This is a genomic window from Thalassospira sp. A40-3 (assembly GCF_015871485.1).
GTDB lineage: Bacteria > Pseudomonadota > Alphaproteobacteria > Rhodospirillales > Thalassospiraceae > Thalassospira > Thalassospira tepidiphila.
In genome coordinates this window covers 2,837,961-2,861,355 of record NZ_CP065428.1, presented here as the reverse complement: position 1 = coordinate 2,861,355, position 23,395 = coordinate 2,837,961, and the positions used below count along the sequence as shown (strand labels likewise).

20 protein-coding genes are annotated in these 23,395 nt (G+C 55.6%); 10 read left to right on the top strand and 10 right to left on the bottom strand.

Annotation, left to right across the window (positions count from 1 at the left end):
• Positions 1–53 precede the first annotated feature (53 nt).
• The 5 genes from glnT to IT893_RS13205 all read right to left on the bottom strand — a co-directional run bounded on the left by glnT (position 54) and on the right by IT893_RS13205 (position 5,330).
• On the bottom strand, positions 54–1,358 hold the full coding sequence (gene glnT, locus IT893_RS13225; protein WP_063090381.1) for a type III glutamate--ammonia ligase: 1,305 nt from the start codon (positions 1,356–1,358) through the stop codon (positions 54–56).
• 87 nt (positions 1,359–1,445) lie between these two features.
• Positions 1,446–2,774, bottom strand: a complete 1,329-nt coding sequence (locus tag IT893_RS13220; RefSeq protein ID WP_197145441.1) for an FMN-binding glutamate synthase family protein — start codon at positions 2,772–2,774, stop codon at positions 1,446–1,448.
• Positions 2,775–2,840: 66 nt separating this feature from the next.
• On the bottom strand, positions 2,841–3,527 hold the full coding sequence (locus IT893_RS13215; RefSeq protein ID WP_120225317.1) for a GXGXG domain-containing protein: 687 nt from the start codon (positions 3,525–3,527) through the stop codon (positions 2,841–2,843).
• Positions 3,528–3,610: 83 nt separating this feature from the next.
• On the bottom strand, positions 3,611–4,507 hold the full coding sequence (locus tag IT893_RS13210; RefSeq protein ID WP_063090376.1) for a glutamine amidotransferase family protein: 897 nt from the start codon (positions 4,505–4,507) through the stop codon (positions 3,611–3,613).
• 118 nt (positions 4,508–4,625) lie between these two features.
• Positions 4,626–5,330, bottom strand: coding sequence for an XRE family transcriptional regulator (locus IT893_RS13205; protein ID WP_197145440.1), 705 nt, complete (start codon positions 5,328–5,330; stop codon positions 4,626–4,628).
• Between the two features lie 394 nt (positions 5,331–5,724).
• Between IT893_RS13205 and IT893_RS13200 the strand changes: the two genes are divergently transcribed.
• The 5 genes from IT893_RS13200 to IT893_RS13180 all read left to right on the top strand — a co-directional run bounded on the left by IT893_RS13200 (position 5,725) and on the right by IT893_RS13180 (position 11,005).
• A complete protein-coding gene (locus IT893_RS13200) occupies positions 5,725–6,858 on the top strand; it encodes an aminomethyltransferase family protein (RefSeq protein WP_197145439.1) in 1,134 nt (377 codons plus the stop codon).
• Between the two features lie 81 nt (positions 6,859–6,939).
• The gene (locus IT893_RS13195) at positions 6,940–7,551 is read left to right on the top strand and encodes a dimethylamine monooxygenase subunit DmmA family protein (RefSeq protein ID WP_197145438.1); all 612 of its coding nucleotides are present in this window, start codon (positions 6,940–6,942) and stop codon (positions 7,549–7,551) included.
• A complete protein-coding gene (locus tag IT893_RS13190; protein ID WP_197145437.1) occupies positions 7,548–8,513 on the top strand; it encodes a PDR/VanB family oxidoreductase in 966 nt (321 codons plus the stop codon). Before IT893_RS13195 ends, IT893_RS13190 begins: the two co-directional genes overlap by 4 nt.
• A 14-nt stretch (positions 8,514–8,527) precedes the next feature.
• A complete protein-coding gene (locus IT893_RS13185; protein ID WP_064781942.1) occupies positions 8,528–9,568 on the top strand; it encodes a DUF3445 domain-containing protein in 1,041 nt (346 codons plus the stop codon).
• Between the two features lie 75 nt (positions 9,569–9,643).
• Complete coding sequence (locus IT893_RS13180) at positions 9,644–11,005, top strand: NAD(P)-binding domain-containing protein (RefSeq protein ID WP_197145436.1); 1,362 nt, start codon at positions 9,644–9,646, stop codon at positions 11,003–11,005.
• Positions 11,006–11,131: 126 nt separating this feature from the next.
• Here the strand turns inward: IT893_RS13180 and IT893_RS13175 are convergent, their stop codons facing one another.
• From IT893_RS13175 to IT893_RS13160, 4 genes are all read right to left on the bottom strand, one after another.
• Positions 11,132–13,516, bottom strand: a complete 2,385-nt coding sequence (locus IT893_RS13175; protein WP_197145435.1) for a DUF1989 domain-containing protein — start codon at positions 13,514–13,516, stop codon at positions 11,132–11,134.
• A 179-nt stretch (positions 13,517–13,695) separates the two neighbouring features.
• Positions 13,696–13,860: a hypothetical protein gene (locus IT893_RS13170; RefSeq protein ID WP_167351229.1), complete on the bottom strand. Its 165-nt coding sequence runs from the start codon at positions 13,858–13,860 to the stop codon at positions 13,696–13,698.
• A gap of 36 nt (positions 13,861–13,896) precedes the next feature.
• Positions 13,897–15,243 carry an ammonium transporter gene (locus IT893_RS13165; protein ID WP_197145434.1) on the bottom strand — a complete coding sequence of 449 codons (1,347 nt, stop codon included), beginning with the start codon at positions 15,241–15,243 and terminating at the stop codon, positions 13,897–13,899.
• Positions 15,244–15,534: 291 nt separating this feature from the next.
• Entirely contained in the window at positions 15,535–16,545 is a 1,011-nt protein-coding gene (locus IT893_RS13160) for a GlxA family transcriptional regulator (RefSeq protein ID WP_197145433.1), read from the bottom strand.
• 141 nt (positions 16,546–16,686) lie between these two features.
• Here IT893_RS13160 and IT893_RS13155 point away from each other — a divergent pair, with 141 nt between their 5' ends.
• From IT893_RS13155 to IT893_RS13140, 4 genes are read left to right on the top strand one after another with little or no spacing between them, the layout of a single operon-like run.
• A complete protein-coding gene (locus IT893_RS13155) occupies positions 16,687–17,937 on the top strand; it encodes a sarcosine oxidase subunit beta family protein (RefSeq protein WP_197147713.1) in 1,251 nt (416 codons plus the stop codon).
• Between the two features lie 12 nt (positions 17,938–17,949).
• Positions 17,950–18,228, top strand: a complete 279-nt coding sequence (locus IT893_RS13150; protein ID WP_197145432.1) for a sarcosine oxidase subunit delta — start codon at positions 17,950–17,952, stop codon at positions 18,226–18,228.
• A complete protein-coding gene (locus IT893_RS13145; protein WP_197145431.1) occupies positions 18,225–21,200 on the top strand; it encodes a sarcosine oxidase subunit alpha family protein in 2,976 nt (991 codons plus the stop codon). The genes IT893_RS13150 and IT893_RS13145 overlap by 4 nt, the downstream gene beginning before the upstream one ends.
• Positions 21,193–21,741, top strand: a complete 549-nt coding sequence (locus tag IT893_RS13140) for a sarcosine oxidase subunit gamma (protein WP_197145430.1) — start codon at positions 21,193–21,195, stop codon at positions 21,739–21,741. The genes IT893_RS13145 and IT893_RS13140 overlap by 8 nt, the downstream gene beginning before the upstream one ends.
• 117 nt (positions 21,742–21,858) lie before the next feature.
• On the opposite strand, the gene IT893_RS13135 is transcribed toward IT893_RS13140, so the two are convergent.
• Complete coding sequence (locus tag IT893_RS13135) at positions 21,859–22,596, bottom strand: hypothetical protein (protein ID WP_197145429.1); 738 nt, start codon at positions 22,594–22,596, stop codon at positions 21,859–21,861.
• Positions 22,597–22,791: 195 nt separating this feature from the next.
• Between IT893_RS13135 and IT893_RS13130 the strand changes: the two genes are divergently transcribed.
• Positions 22,792–23,352 (top strand): TetR/AcrR family transcriptional regulator, encoded by a 561-nt coding sequence (locus IT893_RS13130; protein WP_197145428.1) that lies wholly within the window; start codon positions 22,792–22,794, stop codon positions 23,350–23,352.
• The last annotated feature ends 43 nt before the right edge of the window (positions 23,353–23,395 follow it).

Below are 23,395 nucleotides of genomic sequence, written 5' to 3'. Positions count from 1 at the left end.
AAAAATTGCCCGACCCCGTCCATCGGGGAATGAGATAAGGCCGGGCAGAAGCATTAAATATCAAGTGTGTTCTCACGTTCCCAGCGGGAAAAGTGAGAAACGTAAGAATTCCACTCGGTTTGTTTGAGTTTGAGATAGGCACTTGAGAATTCCTTGCCCATCGCAAGCTGGAGCTCTTCGTTAGAGCCCATTTCACGCAGGGCATCGAGCAGGTTCAGTGGCAGACGCGGTGCATCCTTGATCGAATGCCCTTCCTTGTACATGTCGATATCATAATGCGGTCCCGGATCGGCATTGGTTGCCATGCCATCAAGACCGGCCGCAATGATCACGGCCTGAAGAAGATACGGGTTGGTTGCCCCGTCTGGCAGGCGCAGTTCAAAACGCCCCGGCCCCGGAACGCGGACCATGTGCGTGCGGTTGTTGCCGGTCCAGGTCACGGTGTTTGGGGCCCAGGTTGCACCCGACATGGTGCGCGGCGCATTGATACGCTTATAGGAATTGACTGTCGGGTTGGTGATCACCGCCATGGCAGAGGCATGCTTCATGATGCCGCCAAGGAAATGCTTGCCCTTGGCCGACAGACCAAATGGCATGTCATTATCGGCAAAGGCGTTGGCACCATCATTATCCCACACCGACACGTGGCAGTGGCAGCCATTGCCGGTCAGGCCCGGGAAGGGCTTTGGCATGAAGGTCGCGCGAAGGCCGTGCTTTTCGGCGATTGATTTGACCATGAACTTGAAGAAGGAATGCTTGTCGGCGGTTTTAAGCGCGTCATCGAATTCCCAGTTCATTTCAAACTGGCCATTGGCGTCTTCATGGTCGTTCTGATACGCACCCCAACCGAGCTCAAGCATGTAGTCGCAAATCTCGGCAATCACGTCATAACGGCGCATGACGGCTTGTTGGTCGTAACAGGGTTTTTCCGCCGTATCGGCCGGATCAGAAATTTCCGACCCATCGGTGGTGACAAGGAAAAACTCCGCCTCGACCCCGGTTTTGACATTGAGGCCAAGCTCGGCGGCCTTGGCGATCTGTGCTTTCAAAACGTTGCGCGGGGCCTGTTCGACCGGTGTGCCTTCCATGATGCAATCGGCGGCAACCCATGCGACTTCCGGTTTCCAGGGCAACTGGATGACAGAGCTAGGATCAGGAATGGCGAACATGTCGGGGTGGGCCGGGCTCAGGTCAAGCCAGGTGGCGAAGCCTGCAAAGCCCGCACCTTCTTCCTGCATGTCGGCAATTGCCTGGGTCGGGACAAGTTTGGCGCGCTGACCGCCAAACAGGTCGGTAAAGCTGATCATGAAGTATTTGATGCCGCGTTCCCGGGCAAAGGCTGATAGATCCTTGGTCATCGAAGTCCCCTGACGAATTTTATCAATAACCATCGGTTCCCCGGGCACGCCTTGGGGCGCACCCGGTCCGGTGGTAGGTTAGCTGTTCTAGAATCCTCCCTGACCCGGAACCCAGTTGGTTCCGGCAAGCGGTACACCAGCCATGGCGGCCGCTTCGATATTCAGTGCGCAGAGATCCTCGGGTTCGAGGTTGTGCACATGATTTTTGCCGCAGGCGCGCGCAATTGTTTGCGCTTCAAGGGTCATGACCTTCAGATAGTTGGCCAGTCGCCGCCCGGCGGCAATCGGGTCAACCCGTTTCATCAGGTCGGCATCCTGTGTCGTGATGCCTGCGGGATCACGACCTTCATGCCAGTCATCATAGGCACCAGCCGTGGTGCCAAGTTCGTTATATTCTGCTTCCCATTTCGGGTCGTTATCCCCGATGGCGACCAGGGCCGCAGTCCCGATGGAAACGGCATCCGCACCAAGGGCAAGCGCCTTGGCAACGTCGGCACCGTTGCGGATACCGCCCGAAACGATCAGTTGTACTTTGCGGTGCATGCCCATGTCTTGCAATGCTTTTACCGCCGGGCGGATGCAGGCAAGGGTCGGCTGGCCGACATGTTCGATAAAGACTTCCTGCGTTGCGGCCGTGCCACCCTGCATACCATCGAGCACGATGACATCGGCACCGGCCTTGACCGCAAGGGCAACGTCATAATAGGGGCGTGCGCCACCGACCTTGATAAAGATCGGCTTTTCCCAATCGGTGATTTCGCGGATTTCCTGAATTTTGATCTCAAGATCATCCGGGCCGGTCCAGTCCGGATGACGGCAGGCGGATCGCTGATCAATGCCCATCGGCAGGTTGCGCATTTCGGCCACACGGTCCGAGATCTTTTGACCCAGCAGCATGCCGCCGCCGCCCGGTTTCGCGCCCTGACCAATAACGATTTCAATCGCATCGGCACGTTTCAGATCGCGCGGGTTCATGCCGTAACGTGACGGCAAGTATTGATAAACAAGCTGTGTGGAATGGCCGCGCTCTTCCTCGGTCATGCCGCCATCGCCTGTCGTGGTCGATGTGCCCGCCGCCGATGCACCGCGTCCAAGCGCCTCCTTGGCCGGACCGGAGAGCGAGCCAAAGCTCATGCCAGCAATGGTAATCGGAATTTTAAGCTCGATCGGTTTCTTGGCAAAGCGGGTGCCCAGCGCGACGGCGGTTTCGCATTTCTCGCGGTAACCTTCGAGCGGGTAACGCGACATGGATGCGCCAAGAAATAGCAAGTCATCGAAATGCGGGACCCGTCGTTTCGCACCACCACCGCGGATGTCATAAATGCCTGTCGCGGCTGCGCGGCGGATTTCCGAAAGGGTGTAATCATCAAAGGTTGCCGATTTACGCGGCGTCGTAACGGGATTTTTGTAGGTCATGGTCTGATCCTGTCTTTGGGCTGACGCGCTCGGCGTTTTGATCCGCGCGGCGTTCAGCGTGCCGCATCAATAGGCGTCGAAATTATCGACACTGAAGTTGTAAAGGGTTCTGGCCGACCCATATCGCGTGAATTCCTCGGGCTTCACATCCGTGATGCCTGCATCTGCAAGAAGCTTGGATAGCAATTCGATATGTTCGGCCCGCATTTCCTTTTTCTCGCAATCGGCACCAAGGCTTTTGACCGTGCCGCGCACGAAAAGGCGCGCTTCATAAAGCGAATCACCCAGCGCATCGCCGGCATCGCCCAGAACAACAAGGTTGCCCGACTGCGCCATGAAGGCCGACATATGACCGATATTGCCCTTAACGACGATATCGACACCCTTCATCGAAATGCCGCAGCGTGACGACGCATTGCCTTCAATCACCAGCAACCCGCCGTGGGCGGTGGCCCCGGCATACTGGCTGGCATCGCCTTTGATCACGACTTTGCCCGACATCATGTTTTCGGCAACACCCGGACCGGCATTGCCATTGACCGTGACAGTGGCCTGTTCGTTCATGCCCGCACAGTAATAACCGACGCTACCATTGATGGTGACATTGACCGGTGCGTCGATGCCGACCGCCACGGCATGTGCACCGCGCGGATTGGTGATTTCGAAATCCTCAGGCACACCACTTTTATCAAGCGCATGAAGCGCCTGATTGAGCGCGCGCAGTTCGGTGGTTGCAAGATCAAACACTGGCATTTGTGTTCCTTCCTCATAGGACCGCAGGGTGAGTGCAGTCGGGTCGGCGCGCACGTGGCAGCAGCCGACAGGGTTCGTGTTAATCAGTGTTCCCAGAAATAGACCGTGGCCGGTTCCGGCTCCCACACGCGGGCGTCTTCGATGCCCGGCAGGTTGACCAGTGCACGGTATTCGGAGCCGAATGCGACGTAGGCATCGGTTTCCGCCATCACGGCCGGTTTGCAGGCAATCGGATCACGCACAACGCCAAAGCCCGATTTGGTGCCAACCACAAAGGTGAAAAAGCCATCAAGGTCATCAAGCGCACTTGTCAGGGCTTCGCCCAGGTTTTTGCCCTTGGCCATTTCGCCGGTCAGATAGGCGGCTGCGACCTCTGAATCGTTTTGGGTTTCAAGGCGAATGCCTTCGCGGGTCAGTTCGCGCCTAAGGTTGTTGTGGTTCGACAGCGAACCGTTATGCACAAGGCATTGGTCCGAACCGGTCGAAAACGGGTGGGCACCAAGGGTGGTCACCGCACTTTCGGTCGCCATACGGGTATGGCCGATCCCGTGGGTCCCGCTCATGTCGGAAATCTTGAAGCGTTCAAGCACGTCCTTGGGCAGGCCAACTTCCTTGTAAATCTCCATCGCCGTACCCGTCCCCATGACGCGGACATTCGGGCGGAGTTCTTCAAGTGCTGTCCGGGTCGCATCGATCTGATCGCTTGAAACCGTAATCACCGCATGGGTGTTTTTGGGCAGGATGGATGCGTTTTTGATCCCGGCTTTGCGCAGGTCTTCGGTCAGGCCGGCAAAATCTGTTTCCGGTTCCGGAGACTGGATCGTGAGTTTGACCAGATCATTCTGATCTGCGCCATAAATTGCGATGCCCGCACTATCGGGACCACGGTCGGTCATGGTCACCAGCATTTCAGACAACAACGCGCCGAGCTGTGGTTCCAGACTTTTATCTTTAAGGAATAAACCAACAATGCCGCACATGGCAGGACAGTCTCCATTCTGTTTCTGAAACGGAGACTACCTGTTCGCGAATGCGGAATCAACTATGAAGAATAAAAATTTCTTCTCAGTGAATTGATGTTTTCACCGGAGTGAATGCTTATCCCCGGGCGGGATAGCAGATGATCGATAGGTAACGTATTGGAAATGAAAGAAGTTCTTCCGGTCCGTGACGGGCATCGGCATCAAAGAACAGGCTGTCGCCTTCTTTCATGTAGTAAAGTTGATCGCCATGGCGGTAACGAACTTCACCCTCAAGCATATAGATGAATTCCATGCCTTCATGCTGGAACGCGGGGAAGCTGCTCGACTCCTGGGTCAAGGTCAGCAAATAGGGTTCGACCACCACGCCGCTTGTGTTGTTATCAATATGACCCAGCAGGTTATATTCATGGCCTGCGCGTGTGCCGCGGCGTTCAATCGCAACACCTTCGCCGGATTTCACGAACACCGCGTTGCGCGGTTCTTCATAACGGCGGAAGAAATCGGTCACCGGCACACCCAGCGCACTTGCCAGTGCCTGAAGCGAGGTCAGCGACGGCGAGGTCACGCCGTTTTCGATCTTGGAAAGCATCCCCATCGAAATCCCCGTTGCCGACGCCAGATCGGAAATCGTAATGCCCAGCTTCTTGCGGAGCGCTCGGACTTCATGGCCGATGGCAATTTCCAGATTGTTTTCCTTGGGTTCACGGAGCGCGTGCGGGTCCTGGGTGAGGGCGGCGGGTTTGCTCTTGGTGTCCATGCCTGATCCTTGCTCGATATTGGCGGTGGTCTGCGGTGCTTGTGTTGTTTTGCTATTTGCCATGCTGGCTTGTCCTCCGTCACCGGTTTTGTCCCGGTGCGGGTCCGCTCGTTTCTGGTTTCCTCGAACGGCCACTTGATGCGGCCTGCTTTTTTATCGGTCGTATGCGCCCGGGCTTTTGCCCTTATTGGTCGGCCATACGCCATAGGCATGACTTACACTGGCAGGAAATATTTATCAACTCCAGGGAAAATAAATTTCCGCAAAGGCGATATGAGGGGTGGGGATGGAAGTTGCTGCAATGCCGTAGAAAATAGCCTTTAAGGAATAAAAATTGAATAATATGAAAAATAATTATTGCGTTCGCGAACAAGATGCCGCCAAAATATGGAACAAAATAAGCCGATAATAGCGCGCTGATTGTGCGCAAAGGCGATCATATCAGGAGGCCATCACTATGACTGCAAGCTGGAGATTTTCAGCCCTTGCCGATCGGCATCGCGCGCTTGGTTCCAATCTTGAAGACTGGAGCGGTATGGGTACCGCCTGGACCTATGACAAGGATTGGGACGAGGAATATATCGCGATCCGGACCAAGGCCGGGATCATGGATGTTTCGGGCCTGAAAAAGGTTCATATCACCGGCGCGCATGCATCCCACGTGATCGACTATGCCACCACGCGCAATGTCGAAAAGATCTATCCGGGCAAGTCTGTCTATGCCTGCATGCTTAATGACCAGGGCAAGTTTACCGATGATTGCGTGATTTATCGCATGGGGCCGAATTCATGGATGGTGGTGCACGGATCGGGTACCGGGCATGAAGAACTGACCAAGGCGGCCATGGGCCGTGATGTATCGGTTCGTTTTGATGACAACCTTCATGATTTGTCGCTGCAAGGGCCGCTTGCGGTCGATTATCTGGCGGAATATGTGCCGGGCATTCGCGATCTGCCCTATTTCCATCACACTCAGACGCAGTTGTTTGGCGCACCTGTGATGATTTCGCGCACCGGCTATACCGGGGAGCGCGGCTATGAGATTTTCTGTCGTGGTCAGGATGCCGGGATGATCTGGGATCGGATCGTTGCCGAGGGCAAGGATATGGGCATCATCCCGACCCGCTTTACCACGCTTGATATGCTGCGTGTTGAAAGCTACCTGCTGTTTTATCCTTACGATAACTCGCAGATGTACCCGTTCGAAAACGAAGGACCGGGCGATACCCTGTGGGAGCTTGGACTTGATTTCACCGTCAGCCCGGGCAAGACCGGCTTCCGCGGTGCCGAGGAACACTACCGCCTCAAGGGCAAAGAACGCTTCAAGATCTTTGGCATTCTGTTTGATGGCAAGGAAGTCCCGGCCGAAGGGGCCGAAGTGTTCAAGGACGGGGCCAAGGTCGGCGTTGTGACCTGTGCGATGTATTCACCGCTTAAGGATCAGACGATGGCCATCGCCCGTCTGGCGGTGGAGTGCGCCGAACAGGGTGTGAAACTCGAAGTAACCGGTGAAAAAGGCATGCTCGGCGGAATGGCCCATACCATGCCATTTGACGACCCCAAAAAATTGAAAAGAACAGCCAAGGGTTAAGCAAACTGACCGGGGGCTGTCAGAGGCCCCCGGATCAAGCGCCTGATCCTTGAGGTTTCTGACAGAATGGGACCCGCTACCATGTCTGAGAGTCTTATCGAAGAAAGCATTCTTTCCCGTCCGACCTATGGCACGTTGAAAATCGTGCCGGGTCTGGCGCATTATTTTCTGGCCGATGCATCCGGTGCCGAATGCGTTATCCGGGTCATGCAGGAACTGCCGCGCGACATGATGGAAAAGGTACATATCCTTTATGTGCCGACCCCGGGTGAAGCCGCGCTTATCACGTCACTTTATGCCTTGGGTGCCAAGCGGTTCGAACATTTCCCGACCATCGAAGAAGCCGTCGCAAAACTCGGCGACTGGTTATCGGACGCCAAGATGGGCAGTCAGCTATATCTCGCCGGGACCGAAGGGCTGGTCGGGCAGGGCGTTGCCAAGGGCGAGGCATGCGGCCTCGATCATACAGCGGTGCAATGTGAGCATCGCGGCAGTCTGGCGCGGCGCGTTCAATGCGTTCACTGCAAAACCATGATCGAGGACGTCACCACCCAGCCGGTCAAATGCCCGTCCTGCGATTTGCTGTTGCTCGTGCGTGATCACTATTCCCGTCGACTGGCGGCGTTTCAGGGTGTCTGCATCAATGCCGAAGACCCGTCTGAAGAAATCGAAATCAAGGAGGTGTTCAAATGAGTGCGTCCGATCATTTGATTCCGGTGGTTGTCAGCAACGTGGTCGAGGTCAACCCGATCATCAAACGGTTCGAATTCAAACATGTGAATGGTGATGAACTGCCCGCCTTTTCGGGTGGGGCACATATCGTCGTCGAGATGCTTGATGACGGCACGAAACGCAAAAATCCCTATTCGCTGATGAGTTCCCCGTTCGAGCGCGACCAATATGCGATTTCGGTGCGCCGTGACGATACCGGGCGCGGCGGATCGAAATTCATGCATGAACAGGTGCGACCTGGCATGCAGATGAAAATCTCTGCCCCGGTCAATCTCTTCGCATTGGATCTGCGGGCGCGAAAGCACCTGATGATTGCGGGCGGCATTGGGATCACGCCGTTTATCGCACAAATGGCCCAGGCCGATAAGCTCGGCGTGCCGTTTGAACTGCACTATGCCGCGCGCTCCGTATCGCAGGCAGCTTATATGGACAGCCTTGCTGATCGTTTTGGCGATCACGTGTCGTGCTATTGCGATGATCAGGGCGAAAGCGTTGATTTGGAAACGCTTTTATCCAGTCAGCCCCTTGGCACGCATGTCTATGTCTGCGGCCCAAAGGGCATGATCGAACGGGTGGTTGAAACTGCCACCAGTCTTGGCTGGCCCGCCGCACACGTTCATTTCGAACACTTCCTGGCCCCACCAGTTGGTGAGCCCTTTGAAGTGCATCTGTCCAAGGCCGGGATTGATATCACGGTGGGTGCGGAGCAAAGCCTGCTTGAGGCGGTCGAGGCATCCGGAACCCCGATCAATTGCATGTGCCGGGGCGGGGCGTGTGGTCAGTGCGAAACAGTGGTTGTCGCCTGCGACGGCGAGATCATGCACAACGACCACTGGCTTGATGAAGAACAGCGTGCGTCCAAGCAACGGATCATGCCGTGTGTTTCGCGGTTCCGTGGCAAACGCCTTGAACTTGATCTGTAAGGGGGATTTCAGTCATGACCATCCAGTTTAAGGACGAGAGCTTCCGCGGTGATTTCACCTACGCCAACAGCCCGTCAAACATTCCGCGTTTTCCGTTCCCGTTCCCGGAAGACGAATACATGTATTCGACCAATATCGAACCGCATCACGCTGCGCGTGCCGGCAGCCCGTTTGAAAATGCGTTCGATGTTGATGAACACTATGTCGCGGAAATGAAGGACCGTGCCCTTGTTCTGGCAGACGACCCCGGTCGGTGTCAGGCCCTGCCGCATATGGAAACGGCGGGGTGGGATTTCCTTGAACTCGTGATGGTGTCCAAGGCGCGCGATTATCCTGATCTGTTCAAACTGACCATGGATGGCGATCGCTGGCACTGGATCAACAAACCGCTTCAGATCGACGATACCTTTACCTTTGGCGACAGTTCGACACTGCCCTGCCATCCGATGGAATATATCGGGCGACAGGTACAAGGCGATCACGCCATCCTTGATCAGCGCGATGGCAACCTTTGGATGGATGCCGGGATCATTACCGCACAGGCCGACTGGTCGCTTGATTTCGACATTGGCATGAATTTCTTTGAATGGCATGCACCCGTGCCGCTGGCCCACGAACTGGGTGTGTTCCAGCGTGCGCTGAAATTCCTTTTGACCCTGCCTCAGGGGCAACCATCGCGGCGCCTGAACTGGACGTTGACGGTCAATCCGCGTCTCGATACCAGCCCGGAAAATTATCCCAAATGGGGCCCGGACCGCATGACCGTGACACCGGAAAATATCGGTGAAAAGGTCCATCTGCGTGTGGAGCTTCAGACGTTTTGGCGTCTGCCGCGATCCAACGCGATCCTGTTTCCGATCCGGACTTATTTGATGGCGATGAACGAAGTGGTGACCCAGCCGAAATGGGGGCGTCGCCTGCATCGTGTCATGCGCGATTTGCGGCCCGAACTTGTCGATTACAAGGGGCTGTCGCGCTACCACCCGATCCTGGTCGAGTGGCTTTCACAATTTGACGACGGGGCGCCGACGTCACCGGGGATCTTCCCCGATTAACAAAGAACGAACCGGCACAAGCCGGGCAGAGGAGACGCATAAACGGCACAACGCTTTTATTGGGGATTTAAGGCTATGACACTTCGTGTTGCAATTATTGGCGCCGGTCCGTCAGGCATGGCGCAGATGCGTGCATTTCAATCTGCTGCCGCCAAAGGGGCCGAAATCCCCGAGATTGTGTGTTTTGAACGTCAGGAAGACTGGGGTGGTTTGTGGAACTACACCTGGCGCACTGGTCTTGATGAATATGGCGAACCGATCCATGGATCGATGTATCGCTATCTGTGGTCAAACGGCCCCAAGGAATGCCTGGAATTCGCCGATTACACGTTTGAGGAACATTTCGGCAAACCTATCGCATCCTATCCGCCGCGTGCGGTGATTTGGGATTACATCAAGGGCCGCGTTGAAAAGGCCAATGTCCGCCCGTGGGTGCGTTTCAGAACCCCGGTGCGCAGTGTTGAGTTTGATGAAGAAAGCCAAACATTTTTGGTGACCGCGCACGATCTGAAAAATGATGTGGTTTCGACCGAGGAATTTGATCATGTCATTGTTGCCAATGGTCATTTCTCCACCCCGAATGTGCCGGAGTTCCCCGGATTTGCCACCTTTGGCGGGCGTGTTTTGCATGCCCATGATTTCCGTGATGCACTGGAATTCAAGGGCAAGGATATCCTGATCATCGGCACGTCCTATTCGGCCGAGGATATCGGATCGCAATGCTATAAATATGGCTGCAAGTCGGTCACGGTCAGTCACCGCACCAATCCGATTGGGTTTGACTGGCCAGATAACTGGGCAGAGGTCCCGCTTCTGACCAAGGTTGATGGCAATACGGCCTATTTCAAGGATGGCTCATCACGCGACGTCGATGCGATCATTCTGTGCACCGGCTATCAGCATCACTTCCCGTTCCTGACCGATGATCTGCGTCTCAAGACCGATAACCGCCTTTGGCCGCTTGGTCTTTATAAGGGTGTCGTCTGGGAAGAAAATCCGAAGATGATGTATCTTGGCATGCAGGACCAGTTCTATACCTTCAACATGTTTGATGCGCAGGCCTGGTTTACCCGTGATGTGATCATGGGCCGCATTCCCTTGCCATCCAGGGAGGAGATGAAGGCCGACAGCAAAGCCTGGCGGGATCGCGAAGAAGGTCTTAAGGACGATCACGACATGATCTGGTTCCAAGGCGATTACACCGCCCATCTGATCGAAATGACGGACTATCCGATGTTCGATATCGAAGGGGTGAACAAGACTTTCGAAGAATGGGAACATGACAAGGCCGACGACATCATGGGCTATCGCAACAAGTCCTATCGCTCGCTGATGACAGGCAATATGTCACCGGCCCATCACACGCCGTGGCTGGATGAACTTGATGACAGCCTTGAAGCCTATTTGCAGGTTGAAAAGAAAACGGCTGCCGAATAGGCAGCCGAACTTTCAGGACTTTCAAAGAAGCGGGCGCAAGTCCGCCGTCTCCCTTAACCAAACTCGCAGTCACCCCCACAGTCGATATGGCTGCGGGGTTTCTTTTGGGGTTATAAGCCGCGGGTTTCAGGACCGCGGCTTTTCCTTTTTGGGGTCATAATGCGGGAAGGCGGTGATGATGGCGGGCAGGCGGACCATATGGCCGTCAAGCTTGCCAATCTCGACCTCGGTGCCGATATCGGCGTGCGCGATATCAACCCGCGCCAGCGCGATATTTTTGCCGAGAATAGGGGATCGCACAGCACTGGTGATTACACCGATCTGCGCACGTCCGATATGAACGCAATCACCATGACCGACGGTGACGTTGCCATCAATCTCGATCCCGACCAGTTTGTGCGATGGATGTTCCTTGCGCCGGATCAGGGCATCACGGCCGATAAAGTCATCTTCCTTGGATTTAAGCGGCACGGTAAAGCCGATACCGGCTTCGAACGGGTCTGTCTGATCGGAAAATTCATAATCGGCAAAGATCAAGCCCGCCTCGATCCGAACCATATCAAGGGCTCCCAATCCCATCGGGGTCAGGCCGTGTGGTTTGCCTGCCGCCCAGATGGCGTCAAAGACGGTAATGGCATCCTTGGGGTGGCACCAAACTTCGTATCCAAGTTCGCCGGTGTAGCCGGTGCGGGAGACGACAACAGGTGCGCCTTTGGCATCACCGATCCGGCCAACGGTGAATTTGAACCATTCGACTTCATCCATGGATGGCTGATGCGGCGGAGTCCAGATGACTTCGCGCAGGATATCGCGGCTTTTAGGACCCTGAACGGCGATGTTGTGCATCTGATCGGTCGATGAGCGGATCAGGACATGCAGGCCAAGTTTTTCGGCCTGTTCACGCAGCCAGACACCGCTGTAATCATCGCCGCAAATCCAGCGGAAATTATCCTGCCCCAGACGCAACAACGTGCCGTCATCAATCATACCGCCGTGCGGATAGCACATCGCGGAATAGACGACCTGCCCGATGCCAAGTTTTTTGACATTGCGCGTCAGGCAATATTGCATCAGCGCTTCGCTGTCCGGGCCGGTGATTTCGAACTTCCGCAAGGCTGACAAATCGATCACCACGGCCTTTTCCCGGCAGGCATAATATTCTTCGATCATGCCGTGGCCGGTATATTCATGGGCCAGCCAGAAACCCTTATATTCGACGAAGTTGCGGGTCAGTTCGCTTAAACGCGGGTGGAAGGCAGTTTCTTTGGTCATTTTTGCTTCGGCCTCTGCAGTCGGGCGCCAGGCAACGGCGTGGCTGAATTTTTCAGCACCGTCGTAACTTCGGATATGGATGTCGGTCGGTTTCCAGGCATTGGCCGCGGACGTATCATCCGGGCAGGCCGATGATACACAGACCAGGTCGGTCATCGCGCGCAACAAAACGTAATCGCCCGGACGCGACCATGGCTGATCGGCATACATCACACCGTGATCATCAATGCCGGTATTGAAAAAGAAATTGATCGCCATCCAGCCCGCCCGCGGATCAACGCCATGTTTGGCAAGGGCCGCGTTGAAATTGTCCGTGCAGTTCACATGACCGGGATAGCCGATATCATCGTAATATTTTGCCGCACAGGCCATGGCAAAGGCATCATGACGCCCGCAGGTGTCCTGAATGACCTCGACCAGTGGATCCATGTCCTGATCATAGTATTTTCCGTGCAGGCCCGGCATCGGATAGGCATGGCCCATCAATGTGCGTGTGGTGGTCACATCCAGCGGGTTCTGAATGCCGCGATCAAGTTTGCGCGCATCAAAACACTGAAAATCGGTGCATTGCCGTCCATCAACATCGAGAATCTGGATGTAGTCGCCTGCCTTGATTTCATAAGCCTCGGCAGTGGCGGAATGCACGCGTAAATCCACAACCGGATCTGCCAACGGATCGGGCAGGGCGAAGCTGTAGGTATCAGAATGATGGGCGCGTTTGATCAGGGCTGTGATCGGTGTTGCGGTATTATGCGCATCGATCCGCATCAGCGGTGCCGGGGTGGCAATGATGGCAAACCCGTCAAGCTGGATGGTCAGTTCGACCGTATCACCGGGTGGGCTGGCATTGCCAAAAAGCCTGTGGGCAAGACAGGTTTCAAGTTTGATATCGCGTTTGCGCAAGGTCTTGGCAAAGCGCGTCAGGCTGTCATCAAACGGATCAGACAGTAGATCCATCAGACCTTTTGGCGCGCCATGTGCCAAAGGTTCAAAAATTTCGGGCCGTGCGGCGCCAGATGGTGTCAGGCCGATCAGCTCGACCGATTGCATGCCTTCACAATTGCGCAGTGCGAGTTGATCGCCCTCGCGCACCGAAATCATGATCGCGGCCCGTCCGGGAATTTCATAGCGTTCGCGATTGCGCGCCATCGCGGTGCGTCCGGCATTGATGATGCGACTGGGACGAGCAGCGCGGACAGCGTGCGGATAGGTTTCCGGTGTTCGGGCAAGGTCGATCATTGTGGCCTCGTGTGCGGTGAATGATCTGAAAGCGGCGGGCCTGAGGGGTATTTGGTGTTTTTACTTTATCGGGAAAAGGCAGAGAGGCCAGTTTTGACACTGGCCTCTCGCTGTGTCGGTTGAGCAAAGCAATAACCCAAGGGTTCAGGGCGTCATTGTATTGCGTTGCATCAATCAGATTACATGTCTTTGTATGCTTTGTTCTCGTGAATGGCCATCGAGGCGATGGTCCAGATGCACACGCCAACACCAACAAGCGTAAGCGCCACGAGCAGAGCCGGTTTGTCAGCAAAGGTGAAGTAAGCCTCTGCACCTTCCCAACTGGTAATCGGAGCTGTGTTCATGTTTCAGTTTCCTTGTTTCGATGTGTCAGAACGATCTTACTCAGCCGGGGTCGGCGAAGTCGGATCGTTGGTAAACGCTGCCGGAACGGTGCTTTCCGGATATGCGCGGACCGGTACTTCTGCCTTGTCAAGGCCAGTCACTTCTGCCTGTTCAGACACACGCAGCAGACCAACAAGCTTCAGCACCAGGGACAGAACGTAACCCGGTGCGAAGCCAAGGATCATGAAGACGACAGCACTTGAAAGCTGACCAACAAACGAGATCTCCGGACCGGCAACGTTCTGGTAGCCAGACGCAAAGATACCGGCCATGACCAGACCCCAGACACCGCCAAAGCCGTGGACGGCAACCGCGCCGACCGCATCGTCGATCTTGAATTTCTCGACAAGGATGTCGTTGAGTTTCGGCATGACGCAACCGCCGCCGAAGCTGACGAGGAAGGCAAGACCCGGATAGTAAAGGTCAAGTGCCGGTGCAGACGAAATAACACCGATCAGGGCACCAGACATCATCCAGAACGGATCACGGGTGACGAGATACGCACCGATCATGCCGCCTGCAACGCCCATCAGGGTGTTGAATGCGAATGCCGACAGGGTTGCCGGGGTGTTGTAAATGGTCATCCAGGTATCGCCGGTATAGATGATGCAGCCGCCAAGGAAGCCGAAGAAGCCCATAACAATGAGCATCAGGCCAATCAGCGACATCGGCATGTTGTGACCGTCGATGTTGTTGACCGAACCATCGGCATTGAAGCGACCGATACGCGGGCCGAGGTTGATCAGAACACCAAGGGTGAAGAAGCCAGCGATAGTGTGAACGGCACCCGCCGCACCAACGTCATGCAGGCCCCACTCGGTGGTGAGCCAACCATCCGGGTGCCAGCCCCAGGATGCGCCGAAGACCCAGACAACAGCGCCGAGGAACAGGGCGAGGATGGTGAAGCCGGAAATACGGATACGTTCGATCACCGAGCCCGACATGATCGAGGCGGTGGTTGCTGCAAACAGCGTGAAGGCCGCATAGAAAATACCCGACGCGTTATCCGTCAAGTTCGGACCCATATATTCGCTCCAGGGCAGTCCTGCCTCGGAACCGTCGGAAATGGTGAAGCCGGTCGGGAACGCAAGATAGATCCACCAGCCGATATAATAGAAGGCCGGGATCAGGAATGCGAAAGCGATCAGGTTTTTCATACCGGATGCCAGTGCGTTCTTCGCACGCGATGCACCCATTTCATACGCAAGGAAGCCTGCGTGAATTGCAAGCATCAGTGCAGTACACCACCAATAGAATACTTCGGAATTGATGGTCGTTGCCATGCTGAGCGATGCTTCAAGGCTGTCCAGCCTCGCCATCAACTCTGGTACGGATTGTTCCATTTTAGTCTCTCCATCACAAAATGCCCCCCGATGGACATTCCTTTTATTAAAATTCAATTCCCTGTAGTGAACAAGCGCAAATGTGTTTTTATTGTGCGTCGCAAAAATTACAGGAAAATCAATGATCTAAAAAAATATAGAATCGATCAAGAGAAAATTTGAACAAAAAATAGACGCTAAAATTCAATGCATATCAAATATGCAGATCGTCGGAGTCGTGCCGATTCCGTCTATTTCCCGGGGTGGGAAATGCATCTTTGGGTTGGGTTTTTGATGTGGAGAGGGTTCGGGTCAGAGACCGCGCGCTTCGCTTGGCTTCACGCCATAAGCATCTTTGTAGCTGCGTGAAAAATGGCTGCTGTTGGAAAAGCCGGTGGCAAAGGCGATCTCGGAAATGGTCAGGGCACTTTGCGTCAAAAGCTTGCGGGCATGTTCAAGCCGGACCTGGCGATAGGTTTCAAGAAACGACTTGCCAAGATGCTGGTCAAACAGGCGATCAAGCTGCCGGGTTGAAAGCCTGGCAAAGCGCGCCATTTCGTCGCGGCTTTTCGGATCTTCGATGGTGGTTTCCATCTTTTCCAGAACCCGAAGCAATCCGGCATGATGCACGTTATAGCGTTCGGCAAGCGATGCCCGCTGTGGGCCGCCCGATTGTCCGACTTGCGTATGCAGGTACCAGTCCGACACCCGGGTTGCGAAATCCGCCCCAAGGTTTTCGGCGATCATGGCATGCATCATGTCAAGCGGTGCCACCCCGCCGCCGCAGGTGATGCGATCCCCGTCAATGACAAACCGTGCGCGTTGGGGTTCCAGATCCGGAAAGGCTTCGATCAGGGCAGGGGCATGTTCCCAGTGAATGGTGAATTGACGCTGCCCCAGAAGCCCGGCGGCGGCCAGAACATAAGCCCCACTGGATATACCGCCCATGCGCACACCCCAGCGTGCCAGTTTGCGCAAATTGCCAAGCATGCCCGGTGCCTGCCATTGCGACGGATGTCCACCGGCACAGATAAACAGGGTGTGCAAACTGGTCGGGGCCTGCGACAGCGGGGTGGTCGGAACCATGGTGCCGGAAGACGACAAAACGTTTCCGCCTGCCGCCGAATAATTCAAAACCTTGTAGATCGGCTGACCCGCCAGAAGGTTGGCGGCGCGCAGGGGCTCAATCGCCGAGGCATAAGACATCAACGCAAAATCGGGCAGCAACATGAAACCGATATGCTGGGTGGCCGGAACCGGTTTGGCGTCAAGTTGCCCGGTACGCGGGGTGCGTGTTGTTCTGTTTTGGGTGTCTGAGCTCATGACGCCGGTATCCTGCGTTGGGCGACAATAATATCGCGATGTCGCATTTGTGTTATTGGATGTCTTTAATAGACAAGCTGCAATTCGCACCTCTGTCAAGATTGCTAGGTACCCGATGTGGGCAACAGCGAAAGATCGATGATGCGTTATTCAGCCCTGTCATTGCTTGGCAATGCGTTTTCCAAGAACAAGAACTGGAAGCCGGCCTGGCGCAACCCGGACCCGAAACCGCATTACGATGTCATCATCATCGGCGGTGGCGGGCATGGATTGGCAACCGCCTATTACCTTTCCAAGGTCTTTGGCGTGCGCAATGTTGCCGTGCTTGAAAAGGGCTATCTTGGATCGGGAAATATCGGGCGGAATACGACAATCATTCGATCCAACTACCTGCTTGAAGGCAACAACCCGTTCTACGAATTTTCGATGAAGCTGTGGGAAGGCCTTGAACAGGATTTCAATTTCAACGCCATGGTGTCCCAGCGTGGCGTGATCAATCTGTTTCATTCCGATGCCCAGCGCGATGCCTACACGCGCAGGGGCAATGCCATGCGCCTGCACGGGGTGGATGCGGAACTTCTTAACCGTGATCAGCTGCGTGAAAAGCTGCCATTTCTGGATTATGAAAATGCCCGCTTCCCGATTATGGGCGGCCTGATGCAGGCGCGCGGCGGCACGGTACGCCATGATGCTGTTGCGTGGGGCTTTGCGCGCGGGGCCGATCAGAACGGCGTTGATATCATCCAGAATTGCGAAGTCACCGGCATTGACCGCGATGGTGATCAAATCACCGGGGTTCAAACCACACGGGGCGCGATCACGTGTAACAAGCTCGCCATGGCGGTGGCCGGCAGTTCAAGCCATGTCGCGAAAATGGTCGATATGCGCCTGCCGATTGAAAGCCACGCCTTGCAGGCCTTTGTGTCCGAAGGATTGAAACCGTTCATCGATACCGTGGTCACCTTTGGTGCGGGGCATTTTTATGTGTCGCAATCCGATAAGGGCGGGCTGGTGTTTGGCGGGGATATCGAAGGTTATAACTCCTACGCCCAGCGCGGAAACCTAGCGTGCGTGGAACATGTGGCCGAGGCCGGCATGGCGATGATCCCCGCACTGTCGCGGGTGCGGATCCTGCGCAGTTGGGGCGGGATCATGGATATGAGCATGGATGGATCGCCGATCATGGATCGCACCCATCTTGGCAATCTCTATTTCAATGGCGGCTGGTGTTATGGCGGGTTCAAGGCGACCCCGGCATCGGGATATTGCTTTGCCCATTTGCTGGCGACCGATGCGCCGCATGAAACCGCAACCGCGTTTCGTATGGACCGCTTTGCACGCGGGTATCTTCTGGATGAAAAGGGCGTTGGCGCCCAGGCCAACCTGCATTGAGGAAATTTGGAAATGAGTAGTCTTGTCAAATGTCCTCATTGCGGTTTGCGCCCACGCGAGGAATTCACAATCCGCGGCGAAGTCGCCACCCCGCGCCCAAATGCCGGTGCGGATGAAGCCCTTTGGTTTGATCATGTTTACCTGCGCGATAACCCGCGCGGTGAACATCGCGAATACTGGCATCATGCGGGCGGGTGTCGTCGCTGGCTGGTGTTGACGCGCAATACCCTTACCCACGAAACGTCTGATGTGGTTGATGCAAGTACCCTCAAAACGGAGGCCGGGGCATGACCAGTTTCCGGATTGATGGCGGCACCCTGATTGATCGCAATGATGTGCGCCGCTTTACCTTTAATGGCGAGGCGCTCAGTGGTTTTGGTGGCGATACGGTTGCATCAAGCCTGTTGGCCAATGGCAAGCAACTGGTCGGGCGCAGTTTCAAGTATCACCGCCCGCGCGGCATCCTGACCGCCGGGGCGGCGGAACCCAACGCGCTCCTGACCATCGGGCGGGACGGGCGGCGCGATCCCAATACCCGTGCGACCATGGCAGAACTATTTGACGGGCTTGAGGCGCGATCGCAGAACTGCTGGCCGAATGTCAAATTTGATATCGGGGCGGCCAATGGGTTGCTTGGGCCGCTTTTGGGGGCCGGGTTCTATTACAAGACCTTCATGTGGCCGGCTGCCTTCTGGGAAAAGGTCTATGAGCCACTGATCCGCAAGGCTGCCGGTTTGGGGCGGGCAAGCTATGATCCCGATCCCGGCTATTACGAAAAATGCTGGGCGCATTGTGATCTTTTGGTGATCGGGGCGGGGCCAGCTGGGCTTGCGGCGGCGCTTACAGCTGGTCGGGCCGGGGCGCGCGTGATCATTGCCGATGAAGGGGCGCAACTTGGCGGCGGTTTAATCGCCGAGGGAAGCCCGGTGGGTGGGAAGCCGGCCGACGCGGTGCTTGCCGATATCATTGGCGAATTGCACGCCCTTCCCAATGTCGAGATCAAGAAACGCACCACCGTTTTTGCCGCCTATGACGATCAGGTATTTGGCGCGGTCGAACGGGTGCAGAAGCATCTGCCAGAGAACGAGATCAACCCCCATCGCGCCATGGAACGCCTGTGGCGGATTGTCGCCCGACAGGTGGTGCTGGCGACCGGGGCGGAAGAACGCCCGATTGTCTTTGGTGGCAATGACCGCCCGGGTGTCATGATGGCGGGTGCCATGCGCACCTATTTGAATGCCTATGGCGTGGCACCGGGCAAACGGGTGGCATTGTTTGCCAATAACAGTCAGGCCTATCAAACCGCGATTGATCTTGAGGCACGTGGTATCGAGGTCGCCGCGATTATTGATCCGCGCACCTGCCCAAATATTGATTATGACGGTAAGGCACGCCTGATTGCCGGTGCGATGGTGCGCGATACTGCGGGTCGCAAGGCGATCAAGTCGATCACGGTGCGCCATGATGATGGCCGTGATGAAGTTATCGAGGTGGATGCCCTTGGCGTATCAGGCGGGTATAGCCCGATTGTGCATCTGGCCTGTCATCGCGGTGGCAAACCTGTCTGGTCAGACGCGCATGTCGGTTTCATGCCTCCGGAAAATACCGATGGCATGACGCCGTGCGGGGCGGTTACCGGAAAAGCCGGTATTGCGACCTGTTTCGCCGACGGCGGTGTTGCCGCGGTCAAGGCGTTGGCGGAACTTGGTGTGATGGGCGAGGCCGCATCACTTCCGGGTGTCGAACAGAGCGAGGAAAAAGTCGACCCTATTCAGCCGGTCTGGCGGGTGGCATCAAGTAAGGGTAAGGCCTTTGTCGATTTTCAGAATGACGTTGCGGCGTCTGACATCACGCTCGCCATGCGCGAAGGCTATGATCATGTCGAACTTGCCAAACGCTATACCACCAACGGCATGGCGACCGATCAGGGCAAGACATCGAATGTGAATGCCATTGGCATTCTGGCCGAGAATAAAGGTGTTTCGCCCGGTGAAATCGGCACCACCACCTTCCGCCCGTTCTACACGCCGGTATCGTTTGGTGCGCTGGTCGGCGCATCCAAGGGAATGGATTTTCAGCCGGTGCGCAAATCACCGCTGCATGGTTGGGCAGAGCGCAATGGTGCAAAGTTCGTAGAAACCGGGCTTTGGTACCGATCCAGCTGGTTCCCCAAGGATGGCGAGACCTTTTGGCGTGATAGCGTGGATCGTGAAGTCAATACCGTGCGAACCAAGGTCGGTATCTGTGATGTGTCGACCCTTGGCAAGATCGAGGTTTTTGGCGCCGATGCGGCAGAATTCCTGAACCGGGTTTATTGCAATGCTTTCCTGAAGCTGCCGGTGGGCAAGGCGCGCTATGGCATCATGCTGCGCGAGGATGGCTTTGTGTATGATGACGGCACGACCAGTTGCCTTGGCGGAAATCATTACTTCATGACGACGACAACCGCGCTTGCCGCCGGGGTTTTGACCCATCTGGAATTCTGTGCGCAGGTGCTGTGGCCGGAATTGGATGTGCGTATGGCATCGGCAACCGATCAGTGGGCGCAGATGGCAATTGCCGGACCCAAATCACGTGATGTTCTGTCCAAAATCATTGATGACGATATTTCGAACGAGGCCTTCCCGTTTTTGGCGGCGCGCGAAGTATCGATGTTTGGTGGACGTCTGAAGGGCCGGTTGTTCCGAATTTCGTTCTCGGGCGAGCTCGCCTATGAAATCGCGGTGCCAGCCGGATATGGCGAAAGCGTTGCTGATGCGATCATGGTTGCCGGGGAAGAATTCGGTATCACGCCATACGGGACCGAGGCGCTTGGCGTCATGCGGATCGAAAAGGGCCATGTCACCCACGCAGAAATCAACGGTACGGTGACGGCAGCCGATCTGGGCATGGGCAGGATGGTGTCAGCCAGGAAGGATGATTTCATCGGCCGGGTCATGAACCTGCGCGAAGGGCTGGTCGATCCAGATCGCCCAGCACTTGTTGGCATCAAACCGAAATCACCGTCTGACAAGTTCGCCACCGGATCGCACATTCTTAATCCCGGGGATGACGTCAGTCTTGCCAATGATCAGGGTTATGTCACCTCGATGTGTCATTCACCGACATTGGGTCATGCGATTGGCTTGGCGCTGGTGAAAAACGGCCCGAGCCGCGTTGGTGAGGAAGTGGTCATCTGGAATGGACTGGCCGGAACAACTGTCACCGGCATCCTGTGCAATCCTGCCTTTGTCGACCCGGAAAATGAGAAGCTCCATGCGTGATTATCCAATCGAAATCCGTAGCGCATTTCCGCCCCACGTCGCGACGGGCGCGGGTGCATCGATCAATCTCGTCCCGGTGACAGGTGGCTTTGTGATCCATGTGCTGGGCGATGCCAAAAGCGATGAAGCTGCCTTAAGCAAGGCAATCACAAAAAACGCTCCGGATCTCGGCACCGATTTGCGCAAATCCGCGCCAAATCAGTGGTTATGGGTGGGGGATGCGGATGTTTCTTCTGACCGGCTGACAGAAATTCAGGCGGGGTTACCCAGCGAATTTGCACTGGCCGATCAGACGCATGGGCGATTACGCATGGTGCTTTCCGGCGCTTCATCGCGGATCGTGTTGGCCAAGGGCACCATGGTTGATCTATCGCCAGAGATGTTTGCAATTGGTAGGTCGGCCATGACCCAGATCGGGCATATCGGCGCAATGATCACCCGTACTGCGGATGACAGTTTCGAGCTTATTGTTTTGCGCAGCTTTGCGAGCACCCTGTGGGATGAATTGCAACATATGGCCGCAGAGTTCTGCCACCCTTGAATGGACATCGCGGGGGTGTGTTCGTTCATCGGCGTTTCGGTTCAAACAAAACACGGTAGGGGCGGAGCATTTAAGTGCTCCGCCCGTTTGTGGTGTGATCAATTTATTTGCGCGCGGTCAGGCGTGCGCTTTTGATTCCGTTGCAGATTCCTGACGTAGTCGGGAGATTGCGATGAAATGGAAGCCAAGAAAAATCGGAACGAAAAACGCCGGGAACATTGCAAGCGGATAGGCATTGATGATGTTTGGTGCATCCAGTGCATAAAGATGGGCAAATCCCGGTGACGTAATAATCCCAAACAGGACAGCAAAGAAGAAATCGGCGATCCCGATGAAGATCGCGCGCGCCAGAAGGGATCTTGCATTCGGTTCCCCTTTGGCAAGTGCCCGACTTGCTTGCCATCCGGCAATCCCGGCAAGAATGTCCCCCAGTCCCGCAGGCAAAGCAAACAGTGCTGGAATATCCCCGACGATCCATCCGATCAGGAACAGTCCACCCATGATGCGCGGGATTTGAAACGCGGCGATTGCACTCAGGGGTGTGGCTTCGGTGATGCGTCTGCCAAGCGGTGTCAGCCACGCAAGGCCCCAGATCAGGGTCGCGCCGCCGAACAGAAACATCAGGACATAGGGCGGGTCGCCAATTTCGGCGGGGACATTGAAAACCCCCGACCGAGAGAACGGGAGGGCAACAGCAAACCACGCCCCAAGGACAACTGCAGAGGCAGTCACAAATACAGCGATTTGATTGGCTGTCAGGGAAGCGCGAAATGCACCCATGCTGGCAATCGCGACAGCAAGAAGTGGAATGCCGATCCCGAATGCATGCACATAGAACTCATAAAAACCGAACATGGTTTTGGTAACTCCGTTTTGTTGTGGTGCATGCCAGCAAATTATTCCGAACGTCAGAAACCGTTGCGCGCTGTCTGTCTTGGTGCCGCAACGGTTACGTTTGCTATCACGCGCCATTATAGATGATGATTGTCATCTTTTTATTTAGATGATATACGAAATCTATAATGTCAATCCCGAATTTGAGAGTTCGCTATGCCGCGTGTTTCCGAAGCGGAAAAAAAGAAATCCCGCAAACGCATTCTTGATGCGGCCGCACGCCTTATCCGTGAGAACGGTGTTGAAGCAACCAGTGTGGCAGATGTCATGACAGCAGCCGGGATGACTCATGGCGGGTTCTATCGCCATTTCGCCAACAAGGACGAACTGGTTCGCGCCGCGTTTCTGGAAGCGGTCGACAGATCGGTTGGGGCAATGGACGTTCCTGAAACCGAAGGCGCTCGGGAAGAGGCGCGCAAAAGGTACGTCGCGACATACCTGTCACAGGAGCATGTTGAAAGCAGGGGGACAGGCTGTCCGATTGCCGCACTGGGTGCGGAGCTTGGACGTGGCGATGGCGCGGCAAAGAAAGAGGCCGCAGCCAGCGTTGATCGGGTTGCGGCATTGCTTGCGGATGGGGATGACAAGCAGGAAGGATACGAAAAACTTGCCTTGCTTGTCGGTACAATAACCTTGGCCCGGCTTGTCGATGATGTCGTAACGCGCGAATTGATCCTTGATGCCGGTGCCACGGCATTCAAACGATCTACTTCATAAAGTACCGGGATGAAGTACCGGCCAAAAAGTGGGATTTTCGCGC

What these genes read in the sequence shown, in the direction of transcription:
- IT893_RS13130 (WP_197145428.1), top strand. Translation starts at nt 22,792, where the DNA reads ATGCCGCGTGTTTCCGAAGCGGAAAAAAAGAAATCCCGCAAACGCATT.
- IT893_RS13210 (WP_063090376.1), bottom strand. Translation starts at nt 4,507, where the DNA reads ATGTGCGGCATTGTTGGTTTATTCCTTAAAGATAAAAGTCTGGAACCA.
- IT893_RS13220 (WP_197145441.1), bottom strand. Translation starts at nt 2,774, where the DNA reads ATGACCTACAAAAATCCCGTTACGACGCCGCGTAAATCGGCAACCTTT.
- IT893_RS13215 (WP_120225317.1), bottom strand. Translation starts at nt 3,527, where the DNA reads ATGCCAGTGTTTGATCTTGCAACCACCGAACTGCGCGCGCTCAATCAG.
- IT893_RS13155 (WP_197147713.1), top strand. Translation starts at nt 16,687, where the DNA reads ATGCGTTATTCAGCCCTGTCATTGCTTGGCAATGCGTTTTCCAAGAAC.
- IT893_RS13190 (WP_197145437.1), top strand. Translation starts at nt 7,548, where the DNA reads ATGAGTGCGTCCGATCATTTGATTCCGGTGGTTGTCAGCAACGTGGTC.
- IT893_RS13185 (WP_064781942.1), top strand. Translation starts at nt 8,528, where the DNA reads ATGACCATCCAGTTTAAGGACGAGAGCTTCCGCGGTGATTTCACCTAC.
- glnT (WP_063090381.1), bottom strand. Translation starts at nt 1,358, where the DNA reads ATGACCAAGGATCTATCAGCCTTTGCCCGGGAACGCGGCATCAAATAC.
- IT893_RS13170 (WP_167351229.1), bottom strand. Translation starts at nt 13,860, where the DNA reads ATGAACACAGCTCCGATTACCAGTTGGGAAGGTGCAGAGGCTTACTTC.
- IT893_RS13165 (WP_197145434.1), bottom strand. Translation starts at nt 15,243, where the DNA reads ATGGAACAATCCGTACCAGAGTTGATGGCGAGGCTGGACAGCCTTGAA.
- IT893_RS13160 (WP_197145433.1), bottom strand. Translation starts at nt 16,545, where the DNA reads ATGAGCTCAGACACCCAAAACAGAACAACACGCACCCCGCGTACCGGG.
- IT893_RS13175 (WP_197145435.1), bottom strand. Translation starts at nt 13,516, where the DNA reads ATGATCGACCTTGCCCGAACACCGGAAACCTATCCGCACGCTGTCCGC.
- IT893_RS13150 (WP_197145432.1), top strand. Translation starts at nt 17,950, where the DNA reads ATGAGTAGTCTTGTCAAATGTCCTCATTGCGGTTTGCGCCCACGCGAG.
- IT893_RS13180 (WP_197145436.1), top strand. Translation starts at nt 9,644, where the DNA reads ATGACACTTCGTGTTGCAATTATTGGCGCCGGTCCGTCAGGCATGGCG.
- IT893_RS13145 (WP_197145431.1), top strand. Translation starts at nt 18,225, where the DNA reads ATGACCAGTTTCCGGATTGATGGCGGCACCCTGATTGATCGCAATGAT.
- IT893_RS13205 (WP_197145440.1), bottom strand. Translation starts at nt 5,330, where the DNA reads ATGGCAAATAGCAAAACAACACAAGCACCGCAGACCACCGCCAATATC.
- IT893_RS13195 (WP_197145438.1), top strand. Translation starts at nt 6,940, where the DNA reads ATGTCTGAGAGTCTTATCGAAGAAAGCATTCTTTCCCGTCCGACCTAT.
- IT893_RS13135 (WP_197145429.1), bottom strand. Translation starts at nt 22,596, where the DNA reads ATGTTCGGTTTTTATGAGTTCTATGTGCATGCATTCGGGATCGGCATT.
- IT893_RS13140 (WP_197145430.1), top strand. Translation starts at nt 21,193, where the DNA reads ATGCGTGATTATCCAATCGAAATCCGTAGCGCATTTCCGCCCCACGTC.
- IT893_RS13200 (WP_197145439.1), top strand. Translation starts at nt 5,725, where the DNA reads ATGACTGCAAGCTGGAGATTTTCAGCCCTTGCCGATCGGCATCGCGCG.